The 19,860-nt window shown below is 59.9% G+C and carries 23 protein-coding genes; 2 read left to right on the plus strand and 21 right to left on the minus strand.

Features of this window, described 5'->3' with window-relative positions:
• Positions 1–2: 2 nt before the first annotated feature.
• The 7 genes from FJV43_RS06160 to FJV43_RS06190 form a co-directional block, all read right to left on the minus strand.
• Entirely contained in the window at positions 3–1,208 is a 1,206-nt protein-coding gene (locus FJV43_RS06160; RefSeq protein ID WP_239625420.1) for an acyl-CoA dehydrogenase family protein, read from the minus strand.
• An 88-nt stretch (positions 1,209–1,296) separates the two neighbouring features.
• Positions 1,297–2,565: a CoA transferase gene (locus FJV43_RS06165; RefSeq protein WP_239625422.1), complete on the minus strand. Its 1,269-nt coding sequence runs from the start codon at positions 2,563–2,565 to the stop codon at positions 1,297–1,299.
• 221 nt (positions 2,566–2,786) lie between these two features.
• Complete coding sequence (locus tag FJV43_RS06170; RefSeq protein WP_239625424.1) at positions 2,787–3,215, minus strand: GNAT family N-acetyltransferase; 429 nt, start codon at positions 3,213–3,215, stop codon at positions 2,787–2,789.
• Positions 3,216–3,275: 60 nt separating this feature from the next.
• Positions 3,276–3,575, minus strand: coding sequence for a hypothetical protein (locus FJV43_RS06175; protein WP_239625425.1), 300 nt, complete (start codon positions 3,573–3,575; stop codon positions 3,276–3,278).
• Positions 3,572–3,955 carry a hypothetical protein gene (locus FJV43_RS06180; protein WP_239625427.1) on the minus strand — a complete coding sequence of 128 codons (384 nt, stop codon included), beginning with the start codon at positions 3,953–3,955 and terminating at the stop codon, positions 3,572–3,574. The genes FJV43_RS06175 and FJV43_RS06180 overlap by 4 nt, the downstream gene beginning before the upstream one ends.
• Before the next feature lies 1 nt (position 3,956).
• Positions 3,957–4,187 carry a hypothetical protein gene (locus tag FJV43_RS06185; RefSeq protein WP_239625429.1) on the minus strand — a complete coding sequence of 77 codons (231 nt, stop codon included), beginning with the start codon at positions 4,185–4,187 and terminating at the stop codon, positions 3,957–3,959.
• Positions 4,184–4,873 (minus strand): hypothetical protein, encoded by a 690-nt coding sequence (locus tag FJV43_RS06190; protein ID WP_239625431.1) that lies wholly within the window; start codon positions 4,871–4,873, stop codon positions 4,184–4,186. The genes FJV43_RS06185 and FJV43_RS06190 overlap by 4 nt, the downstream gene beginning before the upstream one ends.
• Positions 4,874–4,936: 63 nt before the next feature.
• On the opposite strand from FJV43_RS06190, the gene FJV43_RS06195 reads away from it, so the two are divergent.
• Together FJV43_RS06195 and FJV43_RS06200 are read left to right on the plus strand one after the other, a co-directional pair.
• Positions 4,937–6,208, plus strand: a complete 1,272-nt coding sequence (locus tag FJV43_RS06195) for a hypothetical protein (RefSeq protein WP_239625432.1) — start codon at positions 4,937–4,939, stop codon at positions 6,206–6,208.
• Positions 6,199–7,143, plus strand: coding sequence for a glycosyltransferase family 2 protein (locus FJV43_RS06200; RefSeq protein WP_239625434.1), 945 nt, complete (start codon positions 6,199–6,201; stop codon positions 7,141–7,143). Before FJV43_RS06195 ends, FJV43_RS06200 begins: the two co-directional genes overlap by 10 nt.
• Positions 7,144–7,157: 14 nt before the next feature.
• On the opposite strand, the gene FJV43_RS06205 is transcribed toward FJV43_RS06200, so the two are convergent.
• The 14 genes from FJV43_RS06205 to FJV43_RS06270 all read right to left on the minus strand — a co-directional run bounded on the left by FJV43_RS06205 (position 7,158) and on the right by FJV43_RS06270 (position 18,581).
• Positions 7,158–8,153, minus strand: a complete 996-nt coding sequence (locus FJV43_RS06205; RefSeq protein WP_239625435.1) for a tail fiber protein — start codon at positions 8,151–8,153, stop codon at positions 7,158–7,160.
• Positions 8,154–8,226: 73 nt separating this feature from the next.
• Positions 8,227–8,448 (minus strand): hypothetical protein, encoded by a 222-nt coding sequence (locus tag FJV43_RS06210; RefSeq protein ID WP_239625437.1) that lies wholly within the window; start codon positions 8,446–8,448, stop codon positions 8,227–8,229.
• Positions 8,414–8,902 (minus strand): hypothetical protein, encoded by a 489-nt coding sequence (locus tag FJV43_RS06215; protein ID WP_239625438.1) that lies wholly within the window; start codon positions 8,900–8,902, stop codon positions 8,414–8,416. The genes FJV43_RS06210 and FJV43_RS06215 overlap by 35 nt, the downstream gene beginning before the upstream one ends.
• A complete protein-coding gene (locus FJV43_RS06220) occupies positions 8,899–9,165 on the minus strand; it encodes a hypothetical protein (protein WP_239625440.1) in 267 nt (88 codons plus the stop codon). Before FJV43_RS06220 ends, FJV43_RS06215 begins: the two co-directional genes overlap by 4 nt.
• 58 nt (positions 9,166–9,223) lie before the next feature.
• The gene (locus tag FJV43_RS06225; protein WP_239625442.1) at positions 9,224–9,745 is read right to left on the minus strand and encodes a hypothetical protein; all 522 of its coding nucleotides are present in this window, start codon (positions 9,743–9,745) and stop codon (positions 9,224–9,226) included.
• Between the two features lie 115 nt (positions 9,746–9,860).
• Complete coding sequence (locus FJV43_RS06230) at positions 9,861–10,322, minus strand: hypothetical protein (protein WP_239625443.1); 462 nt, start codon at positions 10,320–10,322, stop codon at positions 9,861–9,863.
• Between the two features lie 78 nt (positions 10,323–10,400).
• Positions 10,401–11,600, minus strand: a complete 1,200-nt coding sequence (locus FJV43_RS06235; RefSeq protein ID WP_239625445.1) for a hypothetical protein — start codon at positions 11,598–11,600, stop codon at positions 10,401–10,403.
• 2 nt (positions 11,601–11,602) lie between these two features.
• Positions 11,603–12,466: a tail fiber domain-containing protein gene (locus tag FJV43_RS06240; protein WP_239625446.1), complete on the minus strand. Its 864-nt coding sequence runs from the start codon at positions 12,464–12,466 to the stop codon at positions 11,603–11,605.
• A gap of 76 nt (positions 12,467–12,542) precedes the next feature.
• Complete coding sequence (locus FJV43_RS06245) at positions 12,543–12,821, minus strand: hypothetical protein (RefSeq protein WP_239625448.1); 279 nt, start codon at positions 12,819–12,821, stop codon at positions 12,543–12,545.
• Positions 12,822–13,175: 354 nt separating this feature from the next.
• Complete coding sequence (locus FJV43_RS06250; protein WP_239625450.1) at positions 13,176–13,955, minus strand: hypothetical protein; 780 nt, start codon at positions 13,953–13,955, stop codon at positions 13,176–13,178.
• A 265-nt stretch (positions 13,956–14,220) separates the two neighbouring features.
• Positions 14,221–14,472: a hypothetical protein gene (locus tag FJV43_RS06255; RefSeq protein WP_239625451.1), complete on the minus strand. Its 252-nt coding sequence runs from the start codon at positions 14,470–14,472 to the stop codon at positions 14,221–14,223.
• A 760-nt stretch (positions 14,473–15,232) separates the two neighbouring features.
• A complete protein-coding gene (locus tag FJV43_RS06260) occupies positions 15,233–15,853 on the minus strand; it encodes a tetratricopeptide repeat protein (protein ID WP_239625453.1) in 621 nt (206 codons plus the stop codon).
• Positions 15,854–16,797: 944 nt separating this feature from the next.
• Complete coding sequence (locus FJV43_RS06265; RefSeq protein ID WP_239625454.1) at positions 16,798–17,112, minus strand: hypothetical protein; 315 nt, start codon at positions 17,110–17,112, stop codon at positions 16,798–16,800.
• Entirely contained in the window at positions 17,109–18,581 is a 1,473-nt protein-coding gene (locus FJV43_RS06270) for a hypothetical protein (protein ID WP_239625456.1), read from the minus strand. Before FJV43_RS06270 ends, FJV43_RS06265 begins: the two co-directional genes overlap by 4 nt.
• Positions 18,582–19,860: the final 1,279 nt, after the last annotated feature.

Raw genomic sequence — 19,860 nt, forward strand, 5'->3', positions numbered from 1 at the left:
CCTCACAGCGTCAGATTCTCGGACGGCAGGCCGAGTGCCACTCGTCCATAATTGGTCCCGGCCGCATCGAAGTTGAACGCGAGATGCGAGTTGATCGCGTGCGCATCGCGGAACTGCCGCTGCAACATGCCGCTTGTGAATAGACCACGCGCGCCACTCGCGGCAAACAGCATCGAGACCGCGTCCGTGCACAAGTTCACTGAGAAAGATCCGTCGCGCCGATATCTGGTCTTGGTCGCCATGTCAGGGATATGGCCGCGCCGAGCGTCTGTCATGGCATCGAGGCAGGCCGACCGCATGATCAGGCGTGCGGCGTCGATCTTCGCCGATGCTTCCGCGATCTTGATCTGCGTGCTTTGAAAATCGCTCAGCTTGGCACGATTGTAGGTTGAAATGCGATGACGCGCGACCTCTGTGTAGTCGTCGAGGCATGCCTGCGCATTCCCCAGCGCGACGCCGGAGAGAACGTATGGGAAGAGCGAGAACACGGGTAACGCATACAGCGGATTCGGATTGACCTTGCTTCCCGGCGTCGGGCCACCTGAGAGCTCACCGACAGCGACCGTCATGTGGTCGGCCACGAAAGCGTCCCGGACTTCCACGTCGCAAGACCCCGTCCCGCGCAATCCTGCGACATTCCAGGTGTCCAGCACCTTGTAATCGCCCTTCGGCAGCAGGAAGATTCGATACTCGATGCCGTCCGCCTCATCGTCGGAGTAAACCACGCTTGCCAGCATGTTCCATTCGCAGGAGGCAACCCCAGAGGAGAACGGCCAGCTTCCGTGCAGCCGGTATCCACCCGCGACCCGCGTAGCGCGTCCGGCGGGAAAAATGAACGAGGATGCGATCAGCGCGTCCGGATCACGGCCCCAGACCAGATCCTGCGCCTTCTGCTCGAACATGCCGAGCATCCAATGATGGCTCGCCAGGTTGGCGAGATTCCAGGCTACCGACGCATCCGCCTGCCCGAGCAGCTCAGCGCAATCGACGAGGGCGACATAGTCGAGCTCGGCGCCGCCGATCCGGGCCGGTTGGAGCATCCGGAACAGGCCGGCGTCATGGAGATCCTTTTCGGTCTCCGGCGGAAGACGCCGCAGCTCCTCCGTCCGCGCGGCGCGCTCTCTCAGTCGCGGCAGGAGCGCCCCAGCCTTCGCAATCATCGCCGCATAGACCTCTCCACCGGCTTGTCGGCCGGCGGTCTGGATCATGCTTGGCTCCTGGCCAGGCGCCATTCGTGTCCCTCGCTTTCACACATTTATGCGGCGGGACCTTCGCCAAATCAAGCCGAGGGAACGCTCAAGCCGAGGTTGGGGGCTTGACCGCGCCAAAGGCGCCCTTCTCGGCGAACTCCGCGATCCGACGTTCGTCGTAGCCGAGCGCATCCTGCAGGACTTGCTTCGTGTGCTCGCCCAACAGGGGGGCCGCAACGGGATCGATCGCGCCGGTCAGGCTCATCATGATCGGCGGTTCGATATTCGGCACCCATTCCGCCGTAGGATGCGGAATCCGGTTCAAGCGATGGCGCTCGCGCGCCTCTGGCGCGTTGAAGCCCTCCTCGACCGTCCGGAGATAGCCCACCGGAATATTGGCCAGCTTCATCTTCGCCATCCAGTTCTCGAGAGTATCGCTTGCGAAAACCTCCGCGATGGCTGCGCGCAACAGCTCCTTGTTCTCCGAACGGGCCTTGCGCGTCGCAAACTGCGGATCGGTGATGAGATCGGGCCGATTCAGCACCTCGACCACGAGCCGGCGGTAGAGCCGGTCGTTGGCGCAGGCCATGTAGAGCGGTCCGTCAGAGGCCTCGTAGACCCCGACCGTGGGTGACCCGCTCGGCGAATTGCCGAAGCGGCCGGGGTTTTCGCCGTTGATGAGGTAGGCCATGCCGTAGAAGCCGGTCATTCCGATCGCGACGTCGAACAGGGCGACCTCGACATGCTGCCCGCGGCCGAGCCGGTTGCGCGCCAGCAGCGCGAGCAGGATGGCATTGCAGGCGGACATCCCGGTCGCCATGTCCACGATGGGCGGGCCGGTACGCACCGCCGGGCCGTCGGCAAATCCGTTGAGCGACATGAAGCCGCTTTCCGCCTGCGTGATGGGATCGAAGCCGGGACGCGAGGCAAACGGCCCGGTGCGTCCGTAGGCGGAGATCGAGCAATAGACCAGCCGTGGATTGAGCGGCGCGACCGACTCATAGTCGAGCCCGAACTTCTTCATGACCCCGCTCGAGAAATTCTCGACGACCACGTCAGCCTTGCGGATCAGGTCGAGCGCGATCTGGCGGGCCTCCGGCACGGCAAGATCGAGCGCGATGCCACGCTTGTTGCGGTTCAGGCTGAGAAAGGCGGCGCTTTCGCCGCCGATTTCGGCCTGCTCGTAGGCGCGGGTGTCGTCGCCACCGTCGGGATTCTCGATCTTGATGACATGCGCGCCGAAATCGGCCAGCGTCTGGGTGCAGGCCGGTCCGGCGACCACCCGCGTAAAATCGACGACAAATAGACCATCGAGCGCAGCCGGGCCTCCTGTCCCTCGCGCTGAACGTTCCGGCAATTGAGGCTTGGTTGGCATCGATAGCGCTCCTCACATCGGCTTATGGCCGCCGAATTTCCCGCAAGAGCAAACTTAAAGCCCGGCTCCGCCGTCTTCGCAAGTACCTCACCCGCATCGCTTCAATACGCAAAAAGGACCCGGCAGCTCCAGGCTGCCGGGTCCACGGACGTTCCAGACATACGAGCTAGCACTACGTCTCGTACCGCTACGCGATACGTTTCGTGCGGCGGAAGCCCAGCTCATCGAAGCCGCTTCCGCCAATAGAGCGTATGCGCCCACGCCCACGGCGCCTCGGGCTCGAAGAGCCGATAGCCCGCCTGAATGAAGTTGTTGGCGGATACCGCGTTATCGGTCGTGTCGGAAACGATGCTGTTCCAGCCGACGCGCCGTCCCTTGGCCTCGACGACACGCATCAATCTGCGCTGAAGGCCACGTCCCCAATGCCGTTGCAGCACGCCAACCCTGGAAAAATAGCCGCCGTTTCTGACGTGCGAGGATGGAACGACCCCGGCGAAGGCGACCGCATCGTCACCATGATAGGCCAACCACCACGATCCAAGCTCGAACCGAGGCATGGCGGCCGAATTGAAGAAGGTCCACCGATGCAGTTCAGACAGAGTATCGGCGACGTCGTCGTCAGATGGATCGACATTGCGGATTTTGTACATGGATCGGTCCGCGCGCAAGGTATGACGAGACTGGAGGAGCGGCATTGTGTTGATGAAAGCTCACTTGCCAAGCACGACCTTGACGCCAAGCCAGACCGCTCCCATGAGCCCTGTGGCGATGACGGTGATCACGGCCTTGAAGGTGTAGCTCTGCGCCTGTTCCACGCTCTTTCGCCACCTTCGCAAGTGCTGAAAATCGGCCCTCAGCTCCTTTCGGTCGTCATCCTCGATTCCGAATGAGGCCAGCACCGACGCCACAGCCTTCAATACGATCGCGTCGATGCTGTCCTGCTGGAGCCGGTGCTGCTCAGCCAAGGTTTCGGCGACAATGGCCTTGATCTCGTCATCGGGTATCTTCATCGCTTGATGATCCTCGCGACATTTTCGAAGCCGCGCTTGGCGAAGTAGAACGAGACGACGAGATTGGCGGTGATCGCCGCAAATCCCGCCAGGGCGTCGGTCGAGCCCAATCCGAGAACCTTGTCCCAAACCAGGAGCTTTGCGAAATACAGAGCGACGCAGTAACCCATCAACTTGTCAGGCTCGTACCAGTGCCCGATCTCGGCGATGCGGTAGCGCATGATCGCGTTGGCCTCGGCCGTCTGCGAGGCAATCTCGCTTGCGGCGAGATCTGCGGCGATCTTCGCCTCGACATTGCCGGCCTTGAGCTTGGCCTGGTAAGCGTCGATCAGGCCCCTGATGACGGGGCCGCCCAGAAAGCTGAGGATTGTCATCCACATCTTAGAGCGTCCGGCGCCGGGCAATTTCGGTGAGCACGCCGGCGGTAGCAACCGCGAGCAGCATCTTGAACGCAGAATTTGCGTCCATGCTCGTGAGCTGCGTGAAATCATAGCCGGAGAATGCCGCGATCAGGCCGGCGCCCAGCACTCCCAGAACATACTGAGTGCGAGCCCAAAGGATCGTCACGGAATCTCTGAACCAGGCCTTGACCTTGTCGAACGCTGTGGTCATGACTTCCTCTTGAAGATGGCGTTGAAGACATTGGCGATGAACGCGCCGATGGAGCCCTTGGATGGGTTGGCGACGGAAGGCGCCTTGTGCGGTGCTTGCGGCGGCGACGGCGCCACCTTGGCGCCTGTGAAGGTAATGGTGGGATCGACCGCCATCATCGCGAGCAGCATCGCAACACAGCCGAGTTGCTGGTCGACGTGGCTCGGATCGAACCGACCATCGGCGACGTATTTTCCGGACTTGTATTGATTGGTCCCGGCCCAGAGGTAAGGGCTCGGAATGCCCTTGCTGGCGTAGCCAAGACCGTTGTACATCTCGAGCGCGATCAGAACGCCGGCGAGGGACCAGTCCTTGCGCTTCGCAAGATATGGGTGGCAATTGAGCAGCGCGTCGATCGCCGCGTCTTCCCACGAGTTGAACGGGCCTCGGCCCGCCGGAACGTGGACGGAGACTTTATTCCAGGGGTCGCCCTGGGCCAGCGACCGGCCCCAGTTCTGGGACGATTCCCGTTCATGGATGACGGCAATCACGGCCCACGGAACGCCGGTCTTGGCTTCGACCGCCTGGTAGCGTTTCTTGGCGGAAACCAGCGCCGTAGCGACCTTGTCGCTCAAAGTCTTCCGGGTCAGCTTGGCATTTTGCCAGCGGCTTAGGTTCGCCCGCGTGAGGGCGTTGAAGTCCGTCATTTGGTAGGTCCTTTCGGCTACCATGGGTTGATGGTAAGTTGGCTCCCGGCAGGGAGGATGAATTTGCGGAATCTCAGTTCACTGGTGATCGCGGCAGCTTTGGTATTGCTGCTGCAACCGATCTATTTCTTTGCGATGTCGAACCTTGACCACCTCATCTCAAAGGAGACGACTTGGCAGCACATCAAGAGCGCCTTTGATTCTGGCGTCCTGGTCGACGCCTCGCACCGGAATCAACTCATTGCCAGCGGCGATCGGTTTACGGACTGCTATGCGCTCGGCGAAGGCATGAAACCGGGCACGAGCGCAATAGAGAACGGCATCATGGCACCGAGGCCGGCATCCGACCGTCACGCGTGCGACGACCTCAAGCAGGCCGCCGAAAACCCTAGCAGCGTCAATTGGCAAAGCTACGCAAGATATTGGCATGGATATCGTATCTACAGCGCGCCACTGGCGTCGCTCCTACCGATACTTCTTCTGAAGTTCGTAAACCTTGCTGTCCTCGCTAGCGCAGCTATTTTCTTTGTCTTTCAAGCAGATCGGCTCATCGGAACGTGGCCGACCATAGGGCTCTGCGCCCCTGTTCTATTCTTGTCCGACTTCGTTCGCATCTGGCACGTCACACCTCATACGGTCAGCACTGCGATCATTCTCGGGGGCGCCGGGATATTCGCCTGGCTGCTCCGAAAGAAATCCGCTGATCGGACATTGATCATTGCGACAGCTGGTCTTGGTTCTGTTTTCAATTTTGTCGACTTCTTGGTCAACCCGCCATGGTTGCCAATGCTCATGGCGTTCTTCCTTGTGGCGTCCGGACGAGGCTATCGGCTCGCCATCGCTTGCGTCGTGGTGTGGTTTTCGGCTTACAGCGTAACATGGGCATCAAAATGGGTTGCCGCTTACCTCGTAGAGCCGACTTTTGATATCCAGAACGATGTCCTTAATGCCGCGATGTTCAGGATTAACGGGGACTACGCTAGCGTACGGCATTTCCCACTCGCAGCGACGGCCAAGGTATTCACGAACGCCATCTTGAGTTGGGGCATGCTAATTTTTGTACCCCTGCTGATACTGTTCCGCATACCGCTGAAGCGGCCAGAGCTAAGCCAGTTTTGGCCGGTGTTGATTCCGATCGTCTGGTTCGAAGCACTGAGCAACCACAGTCAGATCCACGCCGTATTCGTCTCAAGGAGCGCCGCGGCTGCAATAGGAATCGTACTCGCCGCCGGCTTGATGGGGGCGAATGTATCGAGCGCCCGAGAGCTCTTCACAGCTCGATATACGCGCTCGTTACGAGAGACTTCCCGCTCACAGGAAATTCGATGCCCCTGACGCAGATGAAGATTGCCGTCTTAGTCCCTTGTCACAATGAAGAATCAACTGTCGGCAAGGTAATCACAGGTTTTAGAGACGCTTTGCCTGGAGCAGATATCTACGTCTATGAGAACAACTGCGTAGATCGCACCGCAGAGATAGCCAGCAATTGCGGAGCCATCGTGCGGACCGAGAGAAGCCAAGGTAAGGGGCATGTGGTCCGTCGAATGTTCGCCGACATTGATGCTGACATCTATATTCTAGTCGATGGTGACGCGACTTATGATGCATCTAGTGCGCCGAGGCTCATTGGAAAGCTTATCGCTGAACACCTAGACATGGTCGTTGGTGTTCGCGTCGATCAGTCCGAGGAGGCATATCGGCGAGGCCATCGAGCCGGAAATCGTATGCTAACAGGGCTCTTGGCGCTGATCTTCGGCAGGGCGTTTAGGGATGTCCTGTCCGGCTATCGGGTGTTTTCTCGCAGGTTCGTCAAGTCTTTCCCGGTGTTGTCGAGCGGCTTCGAGATCGAAACCGAATTGTCAGTTCATGCTCTCGAATTGTCCCTTCCTGTTGGGGAGATGGAAACGCCCTATTTCGAAAGGCCCATGGGTTCTCATTCCAAGCTCAATACGTGGCGGGATGGCCTGCGCATATTGCTCACTATGTTGAAGCTCTATCGGTCGGAAAGACCGCTCCAATTCTTTGCCTGGGTTGCGACCGGGCTTGCGACCGCATCGGTAGTTTTGGCAATTCCAATCGTTGTGACGTTCTTAGAGACCGGGCTGGTTCCAAGACTACCGACAGCGGTTCTCTCCATGGGCCTCATGACAATGGCGATGCTGTCTGCTTCGTCTGGCCTCATCTTGGACACCGTTACTCGTGGTCGTCGCGAGATGAAAAGATTGGCTTACCTTGCTCTTGGCGTCACTGGCGCTCCACCTCGTCCTTAAAGAGTCTTGCGCGCCTATACAATCCGGAGAAGCTTGTTGGCTACGATCGTCGGCTGAACGGTCACAATCGGCGTGCTCGTGCCGCCCTGTGCGTTACCCGTAAAGGAATACTGGTTGCCGTTGATTGAGACTTGTCCCGTCTGTAGTTGCGCCACCGTGGTATTGCCGCCGCCAGGCGGCGTGATGGATGAACTATAAAATACAACGTTTGTTTGGCTGCTGAGACCCGTTCCGCCGATTGAGCCGGACGGCGTGTAAGGCGGCAGGTTGGCCGTGACGAGTGTTCGAGATTGGGCGCCGCCAGTCTCACCAAGCGTATCGCCAAATCCAACATTGGCGTCGGTCAAGCGACTGGCAGCCGGCCCGCCCATGGTATCGACACCCGCCACAACACGCCCACGAATGTCTGGAATGTTGAAGGTAGTCGAGCCATCACCTGATCCATAGGTCGTGCCGAACATGGCAAACAAGGCCGAATAGATCGTTCTCGAGATTGCCTGTCCATAGGCAAGCACAAACGAGCTGTTGGGAGCAGTAGGCCCCCAAAAATCGATGCTGGCCCCGATCGGGATGGAATAAGGATTTGTGAAGAACCCATGGAGATAGAACGCTGCATCGCTCGAATTGTAGAGCGCCGCGTAAGGAGTACCTTGCACTAGGACGCCCGCCGGCAAGTCGGTCGAAGGCGCCGATCGAAGTGGCTTCGCGCCAAGACCATCGACGTTGAGCGTTACGGTCGCGCCATTCGTCGCATGCGGCGTGAACGCGATGACCTGACCGCTCAATTGCGCGAGCGTCTGAAACACTTGATAGCTGCTGACCGCATAGGCCGTGGCGGTGCCGGTCGTCACGATCGCGCCGGTCATGTCATCCCGGTATTTCGCAATCGCCGCCATCATCGCGCGCGCCGAGTCGTTGACGCTGGCGGGTGACTGCCCTTCCGCCCAGTTGATTGTCGAATCCGCCGTGGCGTCGACGGACGCCGTTTGGGACCACTTGTAGAGAGTCATGCTGTATCCTTGGTGTGAAAAGACGCTCATGAGCTGCCGGTACGTGGCTCGATCAACTCGCCGCCGCCTGCCGTCAGTCTGGCGTCTTGGTCTCTTTGCTGCAAAGCTCGATGTACTGCGCGCAAAGGCAGGACGGCGCCCGGGCTGTGAGGAGGTTGCGGATCACACCTGCGGGAACCCCGGGGCTTTCGCTTGCGATCCGGGCCACGCGCGCGTCGATGATCCCGTCGATCTCGGCGCGCAGCTCCTCAATGCGGTCTTCAATCCTGGTCACGCGTTCCGGCTTCGTTGCCATTGGTCCTTCCATCCTTCGTTTTGGCCTCGAACGCCGCCAGTTTCTGGCGGGCGGAGGCAGCATCATTCTGTGCGCGCCGGAGTGCGCGTTCGCGCTGTGCCTCGTGTGAGGCGAGATGAACCTGGATGTCGTAGGGTAGTGCGGCGAACCGCTGCTTGAACAGTCCCGGCCAGGACCGAGGCGGCGGGATGGCCGCAATCGCATTTATCGCGCTCGCCGCCGCACCGCCGAGAGTGGGGTCGGCGAGGCCCAGTGATACGTGCATCCGCGATATGTCCTGTACCGCCGGCCAGAGCCGGCTCATACCCAACGCCGCGCAGTCGGCCACAAAACGCGCCACCGACGCAGGCGTCGCTGGACAGGCCGACTCACCGTTGAGCTCACACCACTTGGCGAATATCGGCGCATCGCGGAGGCGCGCCTGCGCAAGCGCCGTCAGCAGCGGATGGGTCATCGCTTGGCTTTGCGCAATGCCTCATGGAGGTCGCCCAGCCGCCGGCGCAGATCGACGAGTTGAACGCGCTTTCGCAGGCTGTGAGGGCTGGAATCGATATCGCCGCCCAGTTCGGTATCGAACCGCTCGAGCGCCGCCACGCGCTTCTTCAGCCCATAGAGCGCGAAGTTCTCCGTTATACGATCCGATGACAACGGTTCCCCGTAGAGATTTCTGGTGATGGATTCGGCGCGTTCGATAAAGTTTCGATTGTCTTCGCTCATGGTGTGCTTTCCTGCCGTGAATTCAGTTGATCGGCTGCGATGAGACGACTGGCGGCTTCTAGAAGGGAAAGAATATTGGTGGGGCGACGCGCCGCTCTGGCCTGCTCGCCCCGCCTGCGAGACGATTGGAGGAGGTCGAGATTGACCATTCCTGGCGTGGAACGGGGGCATTCTTCATCGGAGGAGCAAACGGATTTGGATCCACGTACAGTTCATTCCTGTCTCGGGTTGTCGGCGACAGCCCTGGCGGGAGCTCGATCGGATCGGAAGGCCCTATTTCCTTCATTCTGTCGCGGAAGTGTTCGGCGTGTGCGCGGAGATACCTGACCACATCTCCGAGGATATCCGCCGGATCATTGACGCGCCCCTGCGAGCTCATGAACGATTTGATGTAGCGGTCCAGATCATCCGCCCGGGCCTGCCAGTCCTTCTGGACACCATCCGGATAGTAGGACTGATTGCCTTCCAGGAGATCGCCCAGTTGCTTACGAACGGCATCGTAAATACGCGGACGGTCTGCCTCCGCGATCGTCGTCTCGTAATCCGGGGGAGGCAGATATTGTTGCTCGATTGTAGCCATGACGAACTCCTGCAGAATCATGCCGAAGCGGTCCCGCGATCAACAAAGGATCGCAGAATGATTCAGCTGACGAATAAGGGTGAAAGACGGGCTGGCGGCGCGCCCGGGCGCCGAACTATTTGAAGTCCGAGAACTGCAGATACAGAAGCCCTAAGGGCAGATTTTCAACGTATTCGTTTCTCTTGCGAGCTTGCCCTTCGTAGATCCGCAGGCGAAGCAATGGCTCGGTAAGCTCCTTTGAAACCAGGCGATCGCCACCGAAAAAATAGCAACAACCGTCGCTGCGGCTGCGGCCGCCGTCGGCAAAGACCGTCACCTTATTGGACCACCCTAAACGCTCAACCTTGAGCGATATCGTCAGATCCGATTTTATCAGCTCGATGGTGCAACCCCGCCCGTACTGACATTCTTTCGCGATCCCGACTTCGTTGGACGCACCTGTCGCGCCTCTGGCGACGTCCGCCCTCGTCGTACCATCGAAGGCATAGGAAACGGTGTAATCACCGGCGAATGTCTCGACCGACGGGAGCAGAACTGTGGCGAGACTCGTCACGTATAAAATGCGCTTCAACGACATGGATATCCAATCCTGTATCACAAGTCTGCATTCGGAGCCAAACAAGGTACAACCGGGCGAAAGGCCGGCATCAACCAGTCACCGTCGACCCGCTGTCTTCGCCTGGTAGAGCGCGACCGCATCCTTGAGATCGCCCGTGTTCGAAAGCCGGGCGCTCAGCGACCGCAGATCTTGCTGATCACGCTCCCCGCGGCTGCTAGCCATGCCCGGCCGCTGCACCGGCGGCATCGGCTTCGCATTCACGGCATCTCTCGCCTTCATCATCAACCGGTATTTCCCGGCGTCGTACATCATGCGCTGGAACGTCGCATTGCGCATCAAGGGCTCGCTGTCGAACAGGCGCCGCAGTTCATCGGGCTCGATGCCGCTGGCCTTGGCCGACGCCATGATCTCCTGCGCCACGGCTTGCCGGACCTCTCGCGCCTCGTCCTTGAGCAACGTCTCGAGGCGAGCGTCCTCCGCCTTCGCATAGTTCTGGAAGCCGTGCCGCGAAGCATCCGCCATCCGCCGCACCTCTTCATTCTGGCGCGCACGCAACTGTTCGCTACTCGCGACCAGCGCCTGGATGCGCGCCAGCTTCGCGGGGTCCTGATGCGCAATTTGCGCCAGGGCTGCCGGAAGCTGCTCCGGGGCAAGGCCGACCAATTCTGGAAACTGGCTGACAAAGCTCGCTTGCGCGATCTGCATCGCCGCGTCGAGGCCCTCGACATAGCTCCGCCGCGCGCGCTCGACCTCGCCCACTTTCTCCTCGATCGCAAGGCGCACCTGCGGATGCTGCAGGAACTGCTCGATATCGGGGTCGAGTTCGGCAGGGCGCCTCCCCCGATCTTCAGGCGCATCTGATGGGGCCTCGATCTCCTCGTCGCGCACCTGGTGGGCTTCGGGCTGCTCGAAGCCGTAGAACTCGGGCGCATCGGGATCGTTGGCGGCGACTTCCGCCCGCAGCGCATCGATCTTGGCGGCAAGCGCCTCCGAAGTCTCGGTTTCGGCGGATTGCCTGTCGCCCACCGTTGCATCTGCATAATCTCGCGATGCGCGCGCGAGAGTTACGGCCTCGTTTGCGGCTGCGGGCTTGCCTTCGACGTCTGTGTATTGCCTTACGACGACTTTCGGCTGCTGATCGGACAGCTGGTCTGCGGCATCGCGCAGCGATGCGACGTCGCTGTCGATCGAGGACTGGCTTTCCCCGTCCCTCCCCGGATCCGGCATTTGCGGATAACCTGCGTTCGCCAGGTCGAAAGCAGCCCCGGTCAGCTCCGCTTCAGTTTGGACCACCATGGCTAGCCTCCCCAAATGCCCTTGAACGGATTGAGCAGATTGTTGATACCGCCGGCGATCGTTGCAAACTGCTCGGCCCCGGACTTCTGCTGTGTCCCCGTCGTCGTGCTGTTACCCTGCGTCCCAAGCTGGGCGATCGGCACGCCGATCTGCGCGAGCAGGCCTAACGCCTGCACAGGTATGCCGCGACGCTGCGCCTCCGCCGCCAGAGTCGCGTTGGCTCCATAGTTCTGTGCATCCAGTGCCGCTTGCGCGGCAGCGACGCCCTGCCCCCGATTGGCGAGATCGCTCTGCTGCATCTGCGTCAACGTGTTCGCCGTGGTATTGCCGGCATTGTAGAGCGCGCCTGCCGCGGCAAGCTGGTTTGCGACATCCTGATTGTATTGCGCGGCGATCACTGGCGCCTCCGCCGCCGCAACACCCCTTCCGTAGGCCATGAGGTTCGCACCGCTGAAGTCACGACCGGCAGCGGCAAACTGCGAATTCACGGAGTCGCCCACGTCGGATCGGATCTGTGCAAGCTGGGCCATCAGGGCCGGATTATTGCCGACCATGCTGCCGTTGGCGTAGGGTGTCAGCCGATCACGATAGGACGAGAGGTTATCCTGCACGTTGCCGGCCTGCGCGGTGGCGTCGCCGCCGCTGAGCAGCGACTGCGCGTAGCCTGCGATCTGGCCTGCATAGGGATTACCTGCCGCAGCGTTGTTCTTCAGCGTGTCGAGCGCTGAGCTCTCCGCCGACGTCAGGCCGGTATTGTTGAGTCCCGTGTTGATCTGGCCCAACATCGCTTGCAGTGCGGGCTGCGCGGCAGCCCATGGTGCCGACTGCGATTGCACGGTCTGTGTGGAGGTGGATTGTCCGCCCATGGAGGATGTTTTCCCTGAGTATGAGTTCTTTGCGTGTGAACGCGAACGGGGATGAAATCGACAGGTCGTCGATGTGTCAGTCGAACGGAAAGAAGATTGGCGGCTGGACGGCCTTCTCTTCCGGAAGCCCGCTTCTCGTCGGACTCTTGAGGTCCTTCAGCGGGATTTTCAGCAACGTTTCCAGCTGGTCCGCGTAAAACGGCATGGGTTGAAGGCTTGGCAGCGGTTCGATTGCCTGCCACGGACGCGTGTCCAGAAACGGGTCCGGCGCACCCCGGCCTTGGTCCGGCCATGGAGGTTGCTTTGCACGCCCCTCGCGAAGGGCGCGGTAAGCTTTGAACAGCCAGTCGGTCAAATCAGACTCGGTGCGGTGCTGCACATTGTCCGACCTTGGCCGCAGCGGAGCCGGCATCTCTGGCGGGACACCGAAGGGATCTGAATCGTCGCGAGGGACCGGCGGCGGCGGTGACCACGGAGGGAATGCCGGCGGGACAACTCTCCAACGATCGACATCTGCCCACCAGGGCGGCTTCGGTATCGCACCTTCAACCCCGAAATTGGGTACACGTGTGTAAGGATCTCTGAATGATCGCGCCATCTCTGCACTCACGGAATGAAAATCATGTGAACGGTCTATTGCTCGGCGTGCGGCGCGAACACCCGGTCGAGGGACCGTCGCCGAACCAAGAATTCGTCGATTGCTCGCCTATCAAGGGTCATAGATCACCCGGCGGTTCAGACCCAATCGCCCCGCGATTGCGTCGACCTCTTCCTGGCTCTCCGGATAGTGCTGATAGACCAGCCTGGTCTTGATCGCACTGGCGTGATGGCGAGGATTCCAAGTCCACAACACCAGGGGATACTGGCCCGTCGACCGATACAAATTCATCAGTTGACGTCTGATGAACCTGCTTTCCGGCGGATCGGTGTAGACCGTGTCGACAATTCTATCGCGATAAAATTCTTCCCACAGCCGCGATCTCGGCCTCTCGTCAGGGTAGTCCGACGAGCAGCTCACCCACGTTAGGAAAGCACCCTCCTGGTCCTTGCCCTCGATGAAGCCGATACACTGGCGATCGGGATATCGCTGAAAAAGCCCCCACGCCACCAATGCGCCGTCCAAGACGTAAGTCTCTGACGACGACAGCAGGATAAAACTGGCACAGGCATAAAGGCAGAAATCCCGCACGACGACGATCGCATTGCGGTCTCGAAGCGTGTTCGCCAGTTGAACGGCCCGTACGGGATCTCCTCCGCGGCTGCGAACGACAGCGATGCCATGATCTGCCAAATCGGATGCGATTGCGACGTTCCGGTCGGATGCGATTGCTCCATCAAGACAAAGCACGCGCCTGTCCTGTGACAGCGCGATCGGCCGCGCGACGTCGCCGCGACAATAGTCGGCCGCCCGAGCGTAAGGTGTAAAGTCAGTCTCCTGAGCCACTGACTGGCTTGCATCGCCGCCAGCGATCAACAAGTAGAGCAGCAAACATCCGCCACGCGAAATCCGGAAAGGCCGCGCAATGGGAGCGCTCAGCATCGGCGCGCAACGCCATTCGCCCCTCCTCCTGGCGACGCCAGATTCATCCAGAAGAGGTTCGACGCATGACATCTGAGACCTTGAGCTTGCGCACACACAACCATGCTAGAACATAACAAGAACAACCGCAACCCCAAGTCGCGTCGCGCTATCAGAATTATCTGCCGCGAGGCGGTTTCCAGGACCAAAGCCTATGTGAGCATTTGCGAAGCAATCACCCTGCCGTCGACGAGGGCAGACGCTTGTCGACGATCGCATAGGTCTGCTCGTATCCTTTCAGCACGCGCGCCCAGCCCTTCCGGCCGAAGATGCGCACGCAGCGACACCCCTCCGCTTGCGCATATGTTTCGATCCCGCCGATCAGCGGCAGCCAGCGCTTCATACCCGTCCCGGCGCATGCCGTGATGACGCAGATCTTGCCGGCATCTGTTTGCTGAAGGCTCGTGGATGCAGCCGCCTCGATCATCGAGCCATTCCAGGCGACCCAAAGCAGCGAGGTGCCACGGAGGATGTCGCGCTCAATTGTTGCGAACGCCGATAAGCCTGTTTCGACGGTCGCTTGCCTGAGCAGAGGCGCCGTCAACGGCCAGATCGAACGCACATGTTCCGGATCGATGCAGAGGAGCTGTGTGCCGCCGGCGCAGGGATCGCGCCAGGGGACGTGAGTGCCCGACATTTCAAACCGGGAAGGAAATCGGCGGCTGGAACGACTGATGCGTTGCGGGCTCGTTGGTCAGCAGCCCGCGCAGGCGATCATCGCGGAAAACCATATTCACCTCCATGCCGGGATCCGAGCAAGAACCTCGCCCGCCCGCAAGACGAGCAGGCAGAATTGCATTGTCGGACGATCACCTATGGCCAAGGAGCCAGCCTGCGGCGATGCGTCTATAGTCGGGTGATCGTCGGGGCCAGCCAACGATGCAGCCGGCAGCGGCGCAATGCGCTGGGCCGACTGCGGTCCCGGCGAGAAGCTGTCCATCCGAGCCTTCTCAGCACATGATCCGATTGATCAGATGCGGTGCAGCCAAATCCGCAACGAAGTCCGGATGACGATCCCATCCGGTCCGCGACCTGGCTCCGCTTTCCTGCAACACCTCGAGATTTGGCCCGCGAAGAAGCCGAGCACAGTCGGCGCTCCGATCGTTTGGGCATCGAGCCTTCGTCAATGCGGCCGACGACGATGGCGCGGGACTGTCGACAAACGCTCAACGAAGCCGATCGATGCTTCACGTTAGATCGTTTGCCGGTTCGAATTTTGGTGGTTCATCAGTTGAACCGTCTTCCGGACGCCTTGGACGAAACTCGTTGTAGCGCTCGAGGACGTTCTTTCGGATGAGTCCCGGTGGTGCGCGATCGACAAAATCGCGCTCTCGACCGATATCGGGAACACCTCGCATCATTTGGAGGGACATGATCTCCTCGAGCACGTCGGACAGTTCGTCACCGCGCGAGAGTTTCAACAAGATCCGAGCCTTGTCACCCAACGCTTCTCTCCGAAAAAACCCAGTCCGACGCGCTCGCTCCAATGCAATATCGATCCACTTGAGTGCTTGCTCGGGTTGATCAAGCGCCGAGAGATAGATGTGTGCCTTGCTGATGGCAGGGCGAACGTCGTCAGGATAGCGATCCGACACCTGATCGAGCGTCCGGATTGCTTCGGCATTTCGTCCGGCCTCACGCAACAGCCTCGCGAGGTCAAGGGCAAGGAAGCGATAGTCGTCACCATCTGCTTGCTCCGCCCGCTCGCCAACGATGTCGATGACGCGATGAAGCGGCTGCTCTCGGCGCAATTGCCATACCCAGTCAGCCAGTTTCCAAAGGGGATCATCATCCCGCTCGATCGTCATTTCCCGGTCTCCCATCTGAGCGCGTATTCGAACGCCCATGAGCAATCCTGTCAACTCGACATCTGCGGCGACGTGTCGTCAGCGGCCTAGATTGATGAACACCTCCTCATCCGGATCCAGGCTCCATTTTTTCGGCTCCCACGGCGGCGGTGTCCCACCATTCCGGTTACAGGCATCCCATCGCCTTTCAGCGATGGCGCAATCGCCACGCCATATGAACCTGGCTTTCGGGCTAAGAGTGACGAGTCCGCACTGGGACTACCAGGTGCTAAAAGAGAAAGGAGCGACGAACGCCAAACATCCTGCACTGAACTCCAATTGTCCAATCGCCGCAATTCATCCGGTCGTTTGCAGCGCAGCGGACTTGATATGGGGTTTCACGAAAGCCTTTGCGAGTTACACGTCCTCAACATACCAAAATCTGTTCCGCGTCCAAAATCTTGTGCCCTCTGGAATTTTACTTTTTATGGCTTCAGATTCCTGTGTTCGGCCCAGGCGCTTGAGGCAGGCTGCTTGCCTCAAGCTAGCATCATCGAGAAAAAAACCTCATCGTAGGTCAAGGACAATCGCACAAGCTCCCTTGAGACGAGTTCAGCATCAGTCCAATACTCCCACTCCATGAGATTGAAACTCAGAGCGTCGAGGCCGGTGAGAAGGTATCTAGCGCGAGTACGCTTCCCTTCAAGCTGCGCGACTTTCTCTTGAAGTGCCTGTGGCAACCCGACCAGACTAGTTGCCTGGGGGGAGCCCTCTCGTTCAGCTCGCAGAAGGAATTCAAGTTCATCATACGATAGCTGAACGAGAGGGACACAATACGTTCAGCTATCGAAATCACTCGCTCCTCCCGTCGCCCCTGCTCACGAATGCAATAAAACAACCTTTATCAAAGGGCCGCAATCGAGGAGGCACAACTATTCCCTAACGGGAAATCAGCTTCGATAGCCTCACCCCACCACCGCATACAAGAACACCCGCCCGGCCGTCGCGGAGTTCGCATGCGTGACCGTGAACGCGCCGTTCGCAACTGCGCTCACATACATCGTCCCGTTGCCTGCCTCTGCCGCGGCATTCGCTGATGCCGGCACCAGGATCGGCACCGATCCCGCCGCGCAATTCGCCGTTGTCACCGTCGTGCTCGATGCACCCGGTGTCAGCGTCACGCTGCCGACGGCGTTCGATCTGCCGGCCGCAAGCTGCTGAATCGCGAGCACGATCTTCTTCAGGTCGGTCTCGGTGATGCCCGGAACGTAAGCCGTCATAGCGTGCCGTTGGGTGTGAGATCGGGAACGATGCCGGCGCAGAAGGACCAATCGGTCGCAGCCGGGATGCGCACCTTGAAACGGGCGTAGCGGGTGTCGCGCCTGACGTCGCAGCGGCCGGTCCTCGCATTGACCAGCACTTCCGAACCAGGCGTTGCGGCTGCGGCCGGCGTATCGCGCCAGGACACCGACCCGAACAGCGTCGCCGCATCAGTCACCGGGCGAAAGCCGCGGATGGTGATGCGGTTTTCGTCCGTGCCCTGCTCCGCGCTTTCCAGCGTCGCCTCCAGATTGGGACCGCGGAAGAAGCCGAGCACATGAGCATTCGAGAATTGCGCGATCTCCGGCTGCACTGCGGTCGCATAGGCATCGAGACTCAGCGTCAACGCATCCAGCGACGATGAGATGCTGTCGAGATTCTCCAGCGTCAGCCCCGTCTGTGAGATGCCGAGCAGGTATTCGCCCGTGACTGCGACCGGGAAGAAGCGGTCGAGCAGGAAGTCGTAGCCGAGCAGCTTGTCGTAAGCGCCGACGATGCCTGAGACCGACTTGTAGGCCCAGTAAACCCGTGTCGAGCGTGGATCGGCCGCGCCCATGAATAGCTGGAGATTGCCCTTGTCGAGATCCGCGAGGAAGCTGCGGTCGACCTTTTCGCGGCCGATCTGCTGCGGCACGCCGCCCGGTTCGATCTTGTGAAATCCCTGGCCGGCGTAGAAGAAGATGCGCTCGCCGGCGCGGATGATCGAGTATGGCGCGTAGAGGCCCTTGTCCTGGGTGATGCGGTCGATCTGAAAGATGATCGGCGAGCCCGGCACATAGGACATGCGCCGGATCGCCTGGTCCTGGAACACGATGCCGGATTCGCCGCCGGCAACGCCCCGAACGATGCCGCCATCGGGAAAGTCCTGGAAGTCGGACGACTTGATCCCACTGGTCCAGCTGTCGGCGGCGTTGAAATTGTTTAGCCCCGACCACTGGATCCTGTACGGCGTCGACAGCAGACCTGACAGCACCAGGAAGCGTCCGACCACGCTGATATAGGCGGCCTGCGGCGGCGCACCGAGTGCGTCGGTGAAGGCGGTCGACGACGAAAGGTCGAAGACTTGCAACACGGCGTTCGCCTGCGTGGCAAAGACGAAGTTCCCGGTCTGAGCAAACTGCCATTGCGCGGTTGCCGACAGCGCCGAATAAGACGAGGCTCCGTTGGAGACATCGACCCAGGTGAAGTCGATATTGTTGAGCCGGTAGAGCTTGGTGCTCGTGCCGGCGAAGGTGACGACCGTGCCGTCCGACTTCAACGCGTAAAACGCACCCCGGCATGGCGCCGGCAGTGCCGACGTGTAGGCGGAGAAGGAAGGAAACGGACCATAACCGTCGCCGCGCGGAATGACGTTGAGGATGTTGCGCGAGGCCAGGCCTTCATAGTCGCTGACATCAGGGCGGTATTCGCCGTAGGCAAGAAGTGGCATATTCGCTAATTCCATTTCAAGGTGTAAGCGCAGATGCGTTGTTCCGCTCAATTCGGTGGCGACCGTGTCGAGCACGCACCTCGCAAACCCAAGCTCGCCATATCCTCATCGGAAACGGATCGGTCGGCATCACTCGCCAGCCACGGCCGGCAAGGATCTTGAAGAAGATTCGATCTTCAATGTTGTGGCAGGGCGCGGTGCCTGAACGACGAGGAACTTGTTTGGATTTGCGACCATCTAGCCGCTGGATTCCGGCGCGATGGTTGGCCTTGAATCAGCCGCGATGGGCCCACGCAATCGAGGCACCCAACCGGCAGCCAGCCCGTTCTCATAAGCGCGATCTTCTTTGCCGACGTCGCCTGGAGATCTGCCGCCTCTTCTTCGCTATGGCCTCATCGACCATCTCGCATAGCTGGCGTTGAAATTCGACACCGAAACAGAACGGCAAATACCGTGGAAAAACGACCTCGTAAGGCTCCCGGCCAACCTTGACCATTTTCAAGCGGTCGAGCGAGGCGCGAACCGCCATACTTGCAATTGTCAGAGCTTGAAGTCCATCCGCCCCTCGAGCTCTACGGACTTTACTATCTTTGAGGCCCTCGATCTGAAATGAGCAAACCCACTCGTCCTCGTACGCCTCATCGCGTTCGGGAAAACCGAGCCGAGCTACCGCCTTACGTTGCTGTCTACCGTAGTTAAATTCATATTCTATGAGAGCGCGTTCATTCCACGGCATTGACGTAGCCCATTCGGACGTCCAACAGACTGCAGTCAAACAAAGATACAGAGCAAACGCCATCTATAGAACAAACAGGGAACAATGTCAAACCGCGCGGGAGGCGTCGAAGTTGCCAAATTGATTGTCACACCATTCGGTCTTGTTGTTTCCGCTCTCATATGTCTTCGACCAGCAAGCTCGTTTCGCAGTTTCACCTCCACTGTCTTGCTCATCAGATAATGCTCCGGCAAAATTCCTCCCAGTCCTGAGTGCTTCCACTGGCCGCGCGTAGGCAGCGATTAAAGTCGCCGCCGCCACCTGATATGCCTACACGAGGCGAAACGAGGCTCCAAAATTCCCTCAGTCTTCGCCAGAACTCGAAGCGGCATTATTCGGCCGTCCATGGTTCGGGGTCAATCGAAGCAGGTATCCAGGCGTTCTCGCTCTGCACATCGGCCGTCCAGGCGCTTGCAGCAGCGGTGGCTCCACTCCAGGCCGGCGGCGGCAACGTCGCCGCCACCTGCCATGACATTGTGTCGAACGGTCGCCGAACCCAGGCCT

The sequence above is a fragment of the Bradyrhizobium sp. I71 genome (assembly GCF_022354745.1).
In the GTDB taxonomy this organism is placed as follows: domain Bacteria; phylum Pseudomonadota; class Alphaproteobacteria; order Rhizobiales; family Xanthobacteraceae; genus Bradyrhizobium; species Bradyrhizobium liaoningense.

Excerpts from the sequence above, each read along its gene's own strand:
- FJV43_RS06190 (WP_239625431.1), bottom strand. The coding sequence starts at position 4,873 with ATGACGGACTTCAACGCCCTCACGCGGGCGAACCTAAGCCGCTGGCAA.
- FJV43_RS06215 (WP_239625438.1), bottom strand. The coding sequence starts at position 8,902 with ATGACCCATCCGCTGCTGACGGCGCTTGCGCAGGCGCGCCTCCGCGAT.
- FJV43_RS06225 (WP_239625442.1), bottom strand. The coding sequence starts at position 9,745 with ATGGCTACAATCGAGCAACAATATCTGCCTCCCCCGGATTACGAGACG.
- FJV43_RS06260 (WP_239625453.1), bottom strand. The coding sequence starts at position 15,853 with ATGACGATCGAGCGGGATGATGATCCCCTTTGGAAACTGGCTGACTGG.
- FJV43_RS06200 (WP_239625434.1), top strand. The coding sequence starts at position 6,199 with ATGCCCCTGACGCAGATGAAGATTGCCGTCTTAGTCCCTTGTCACAAT.
- FJV43_RS06165 (WP_239625422.1), bottom strand. The coding sequence starts at position 2,565 with ATGCCAACCAAGCCTCAATTGCCGGAACGTTCAGCGCGAGGGACAGGA.
- FJV43_RS06170 (WP_239625424.1), bottom strand. The coding sequence starts at position 3,215 with ATGTACAAAATCCGCAATGTCGATCCATCTGACGACGACGTCGCCGAT.
- FJV43_RS06185 (WP_239625429.1), bottom strand. The coding sequence starts at position 4,187 with ATGACCACAGCGTTCGACAAGGTCAAGGCCTGGTTCAGAGATTCCGTG.
- FJV43_RS06175 (WP_239625425.1), bottom strand. The coding sequence starts at position 3,575 with ATGAAGATACCCGATGACGAGATCAAGGCCATTGTCGCCGAAACCTTG.
- FJV43_RS06230 (WP_239625443.1), bottom strand. The coding sequence starts at position 10,322 with ATGTCGTTGAAGCGCATTTTATACGTGACGAGTCTCGCCACAGTTCTG.
- FJV43_RS06255 (WP_239625451.1), bottom strand. The coding sequence starts at position 14,472 with ATGATCGAGGCGGCTGCATCCACGAGCCTTCAGCAAACAGATGCCGGC.
- FJV43_RS06235 (WP_239625445.1), bottom strand. The coding sequence starts at position 11,600 with ATGGTGGTCCAAACTGAAGCGGAGCTGACCGGGGCTGCTTTCGACCTG.
- FJV43_RS06240 (WP_239625446.1), bottom strand. The coding sequence starts at position 12,466 with ATGGGCGGACAATCCACCTCCACACAGACCGTGCAATCGCAGTCGGCA.
- FJV43_RS06220 (WP_239625440.1), bottom strand. The coding sequence starts at position 9,165 with ATGAGCGAAGACAATCGAAACTTTATCGAACGCGCCGAATCCATCACC.
- FJV43_RS06210 (WP_239625437.1), bottom strand. The coding sequence starts at position 8,448 with ATGGCAACGAAGCCGGAACGCGTGACCAGGATTGAAGACCGCATTGAG.
- FJV43_RS06270 (WP_239625456.1), bottom strand. The coding sequence starts at position 18,581 with ATGCCACTTCTTGCCTACGGCGAATACCGCCCTGATGTCAGCGACTAT.
- FJV43_RS06205 (WP_239625435.1), bottom strand. The coding sequence starts at position 8,153 with ATGACTCTCTACAAGTGGTCCCAAACGGCGTCCGTCGACGCCACGGCG.
- FJV43_RS06160 (WP_239625420.1), bottom strand. The coding sequence starts at position 1,208 with ATGATCCAGACCGCCGGCCGACAAGCCGGTGGAGAGGTCTATGCGGCG.
- FJV43_RS06265 (WP_239625454.1), bottom strand. The coding sequence starts at position 17,112 with ATGACGGCTTACGTTCCGGGCATCACCGAGACCGACCTGAAGAAGATC.
- FJV43_RS06180 (WP_239625427.1), bottom strand. The coding sequence starts at position 3,955 with ATGTGGATGACAATCCTCAGCTTTCTGGGCGGCCCCGTCATCAGGGGC.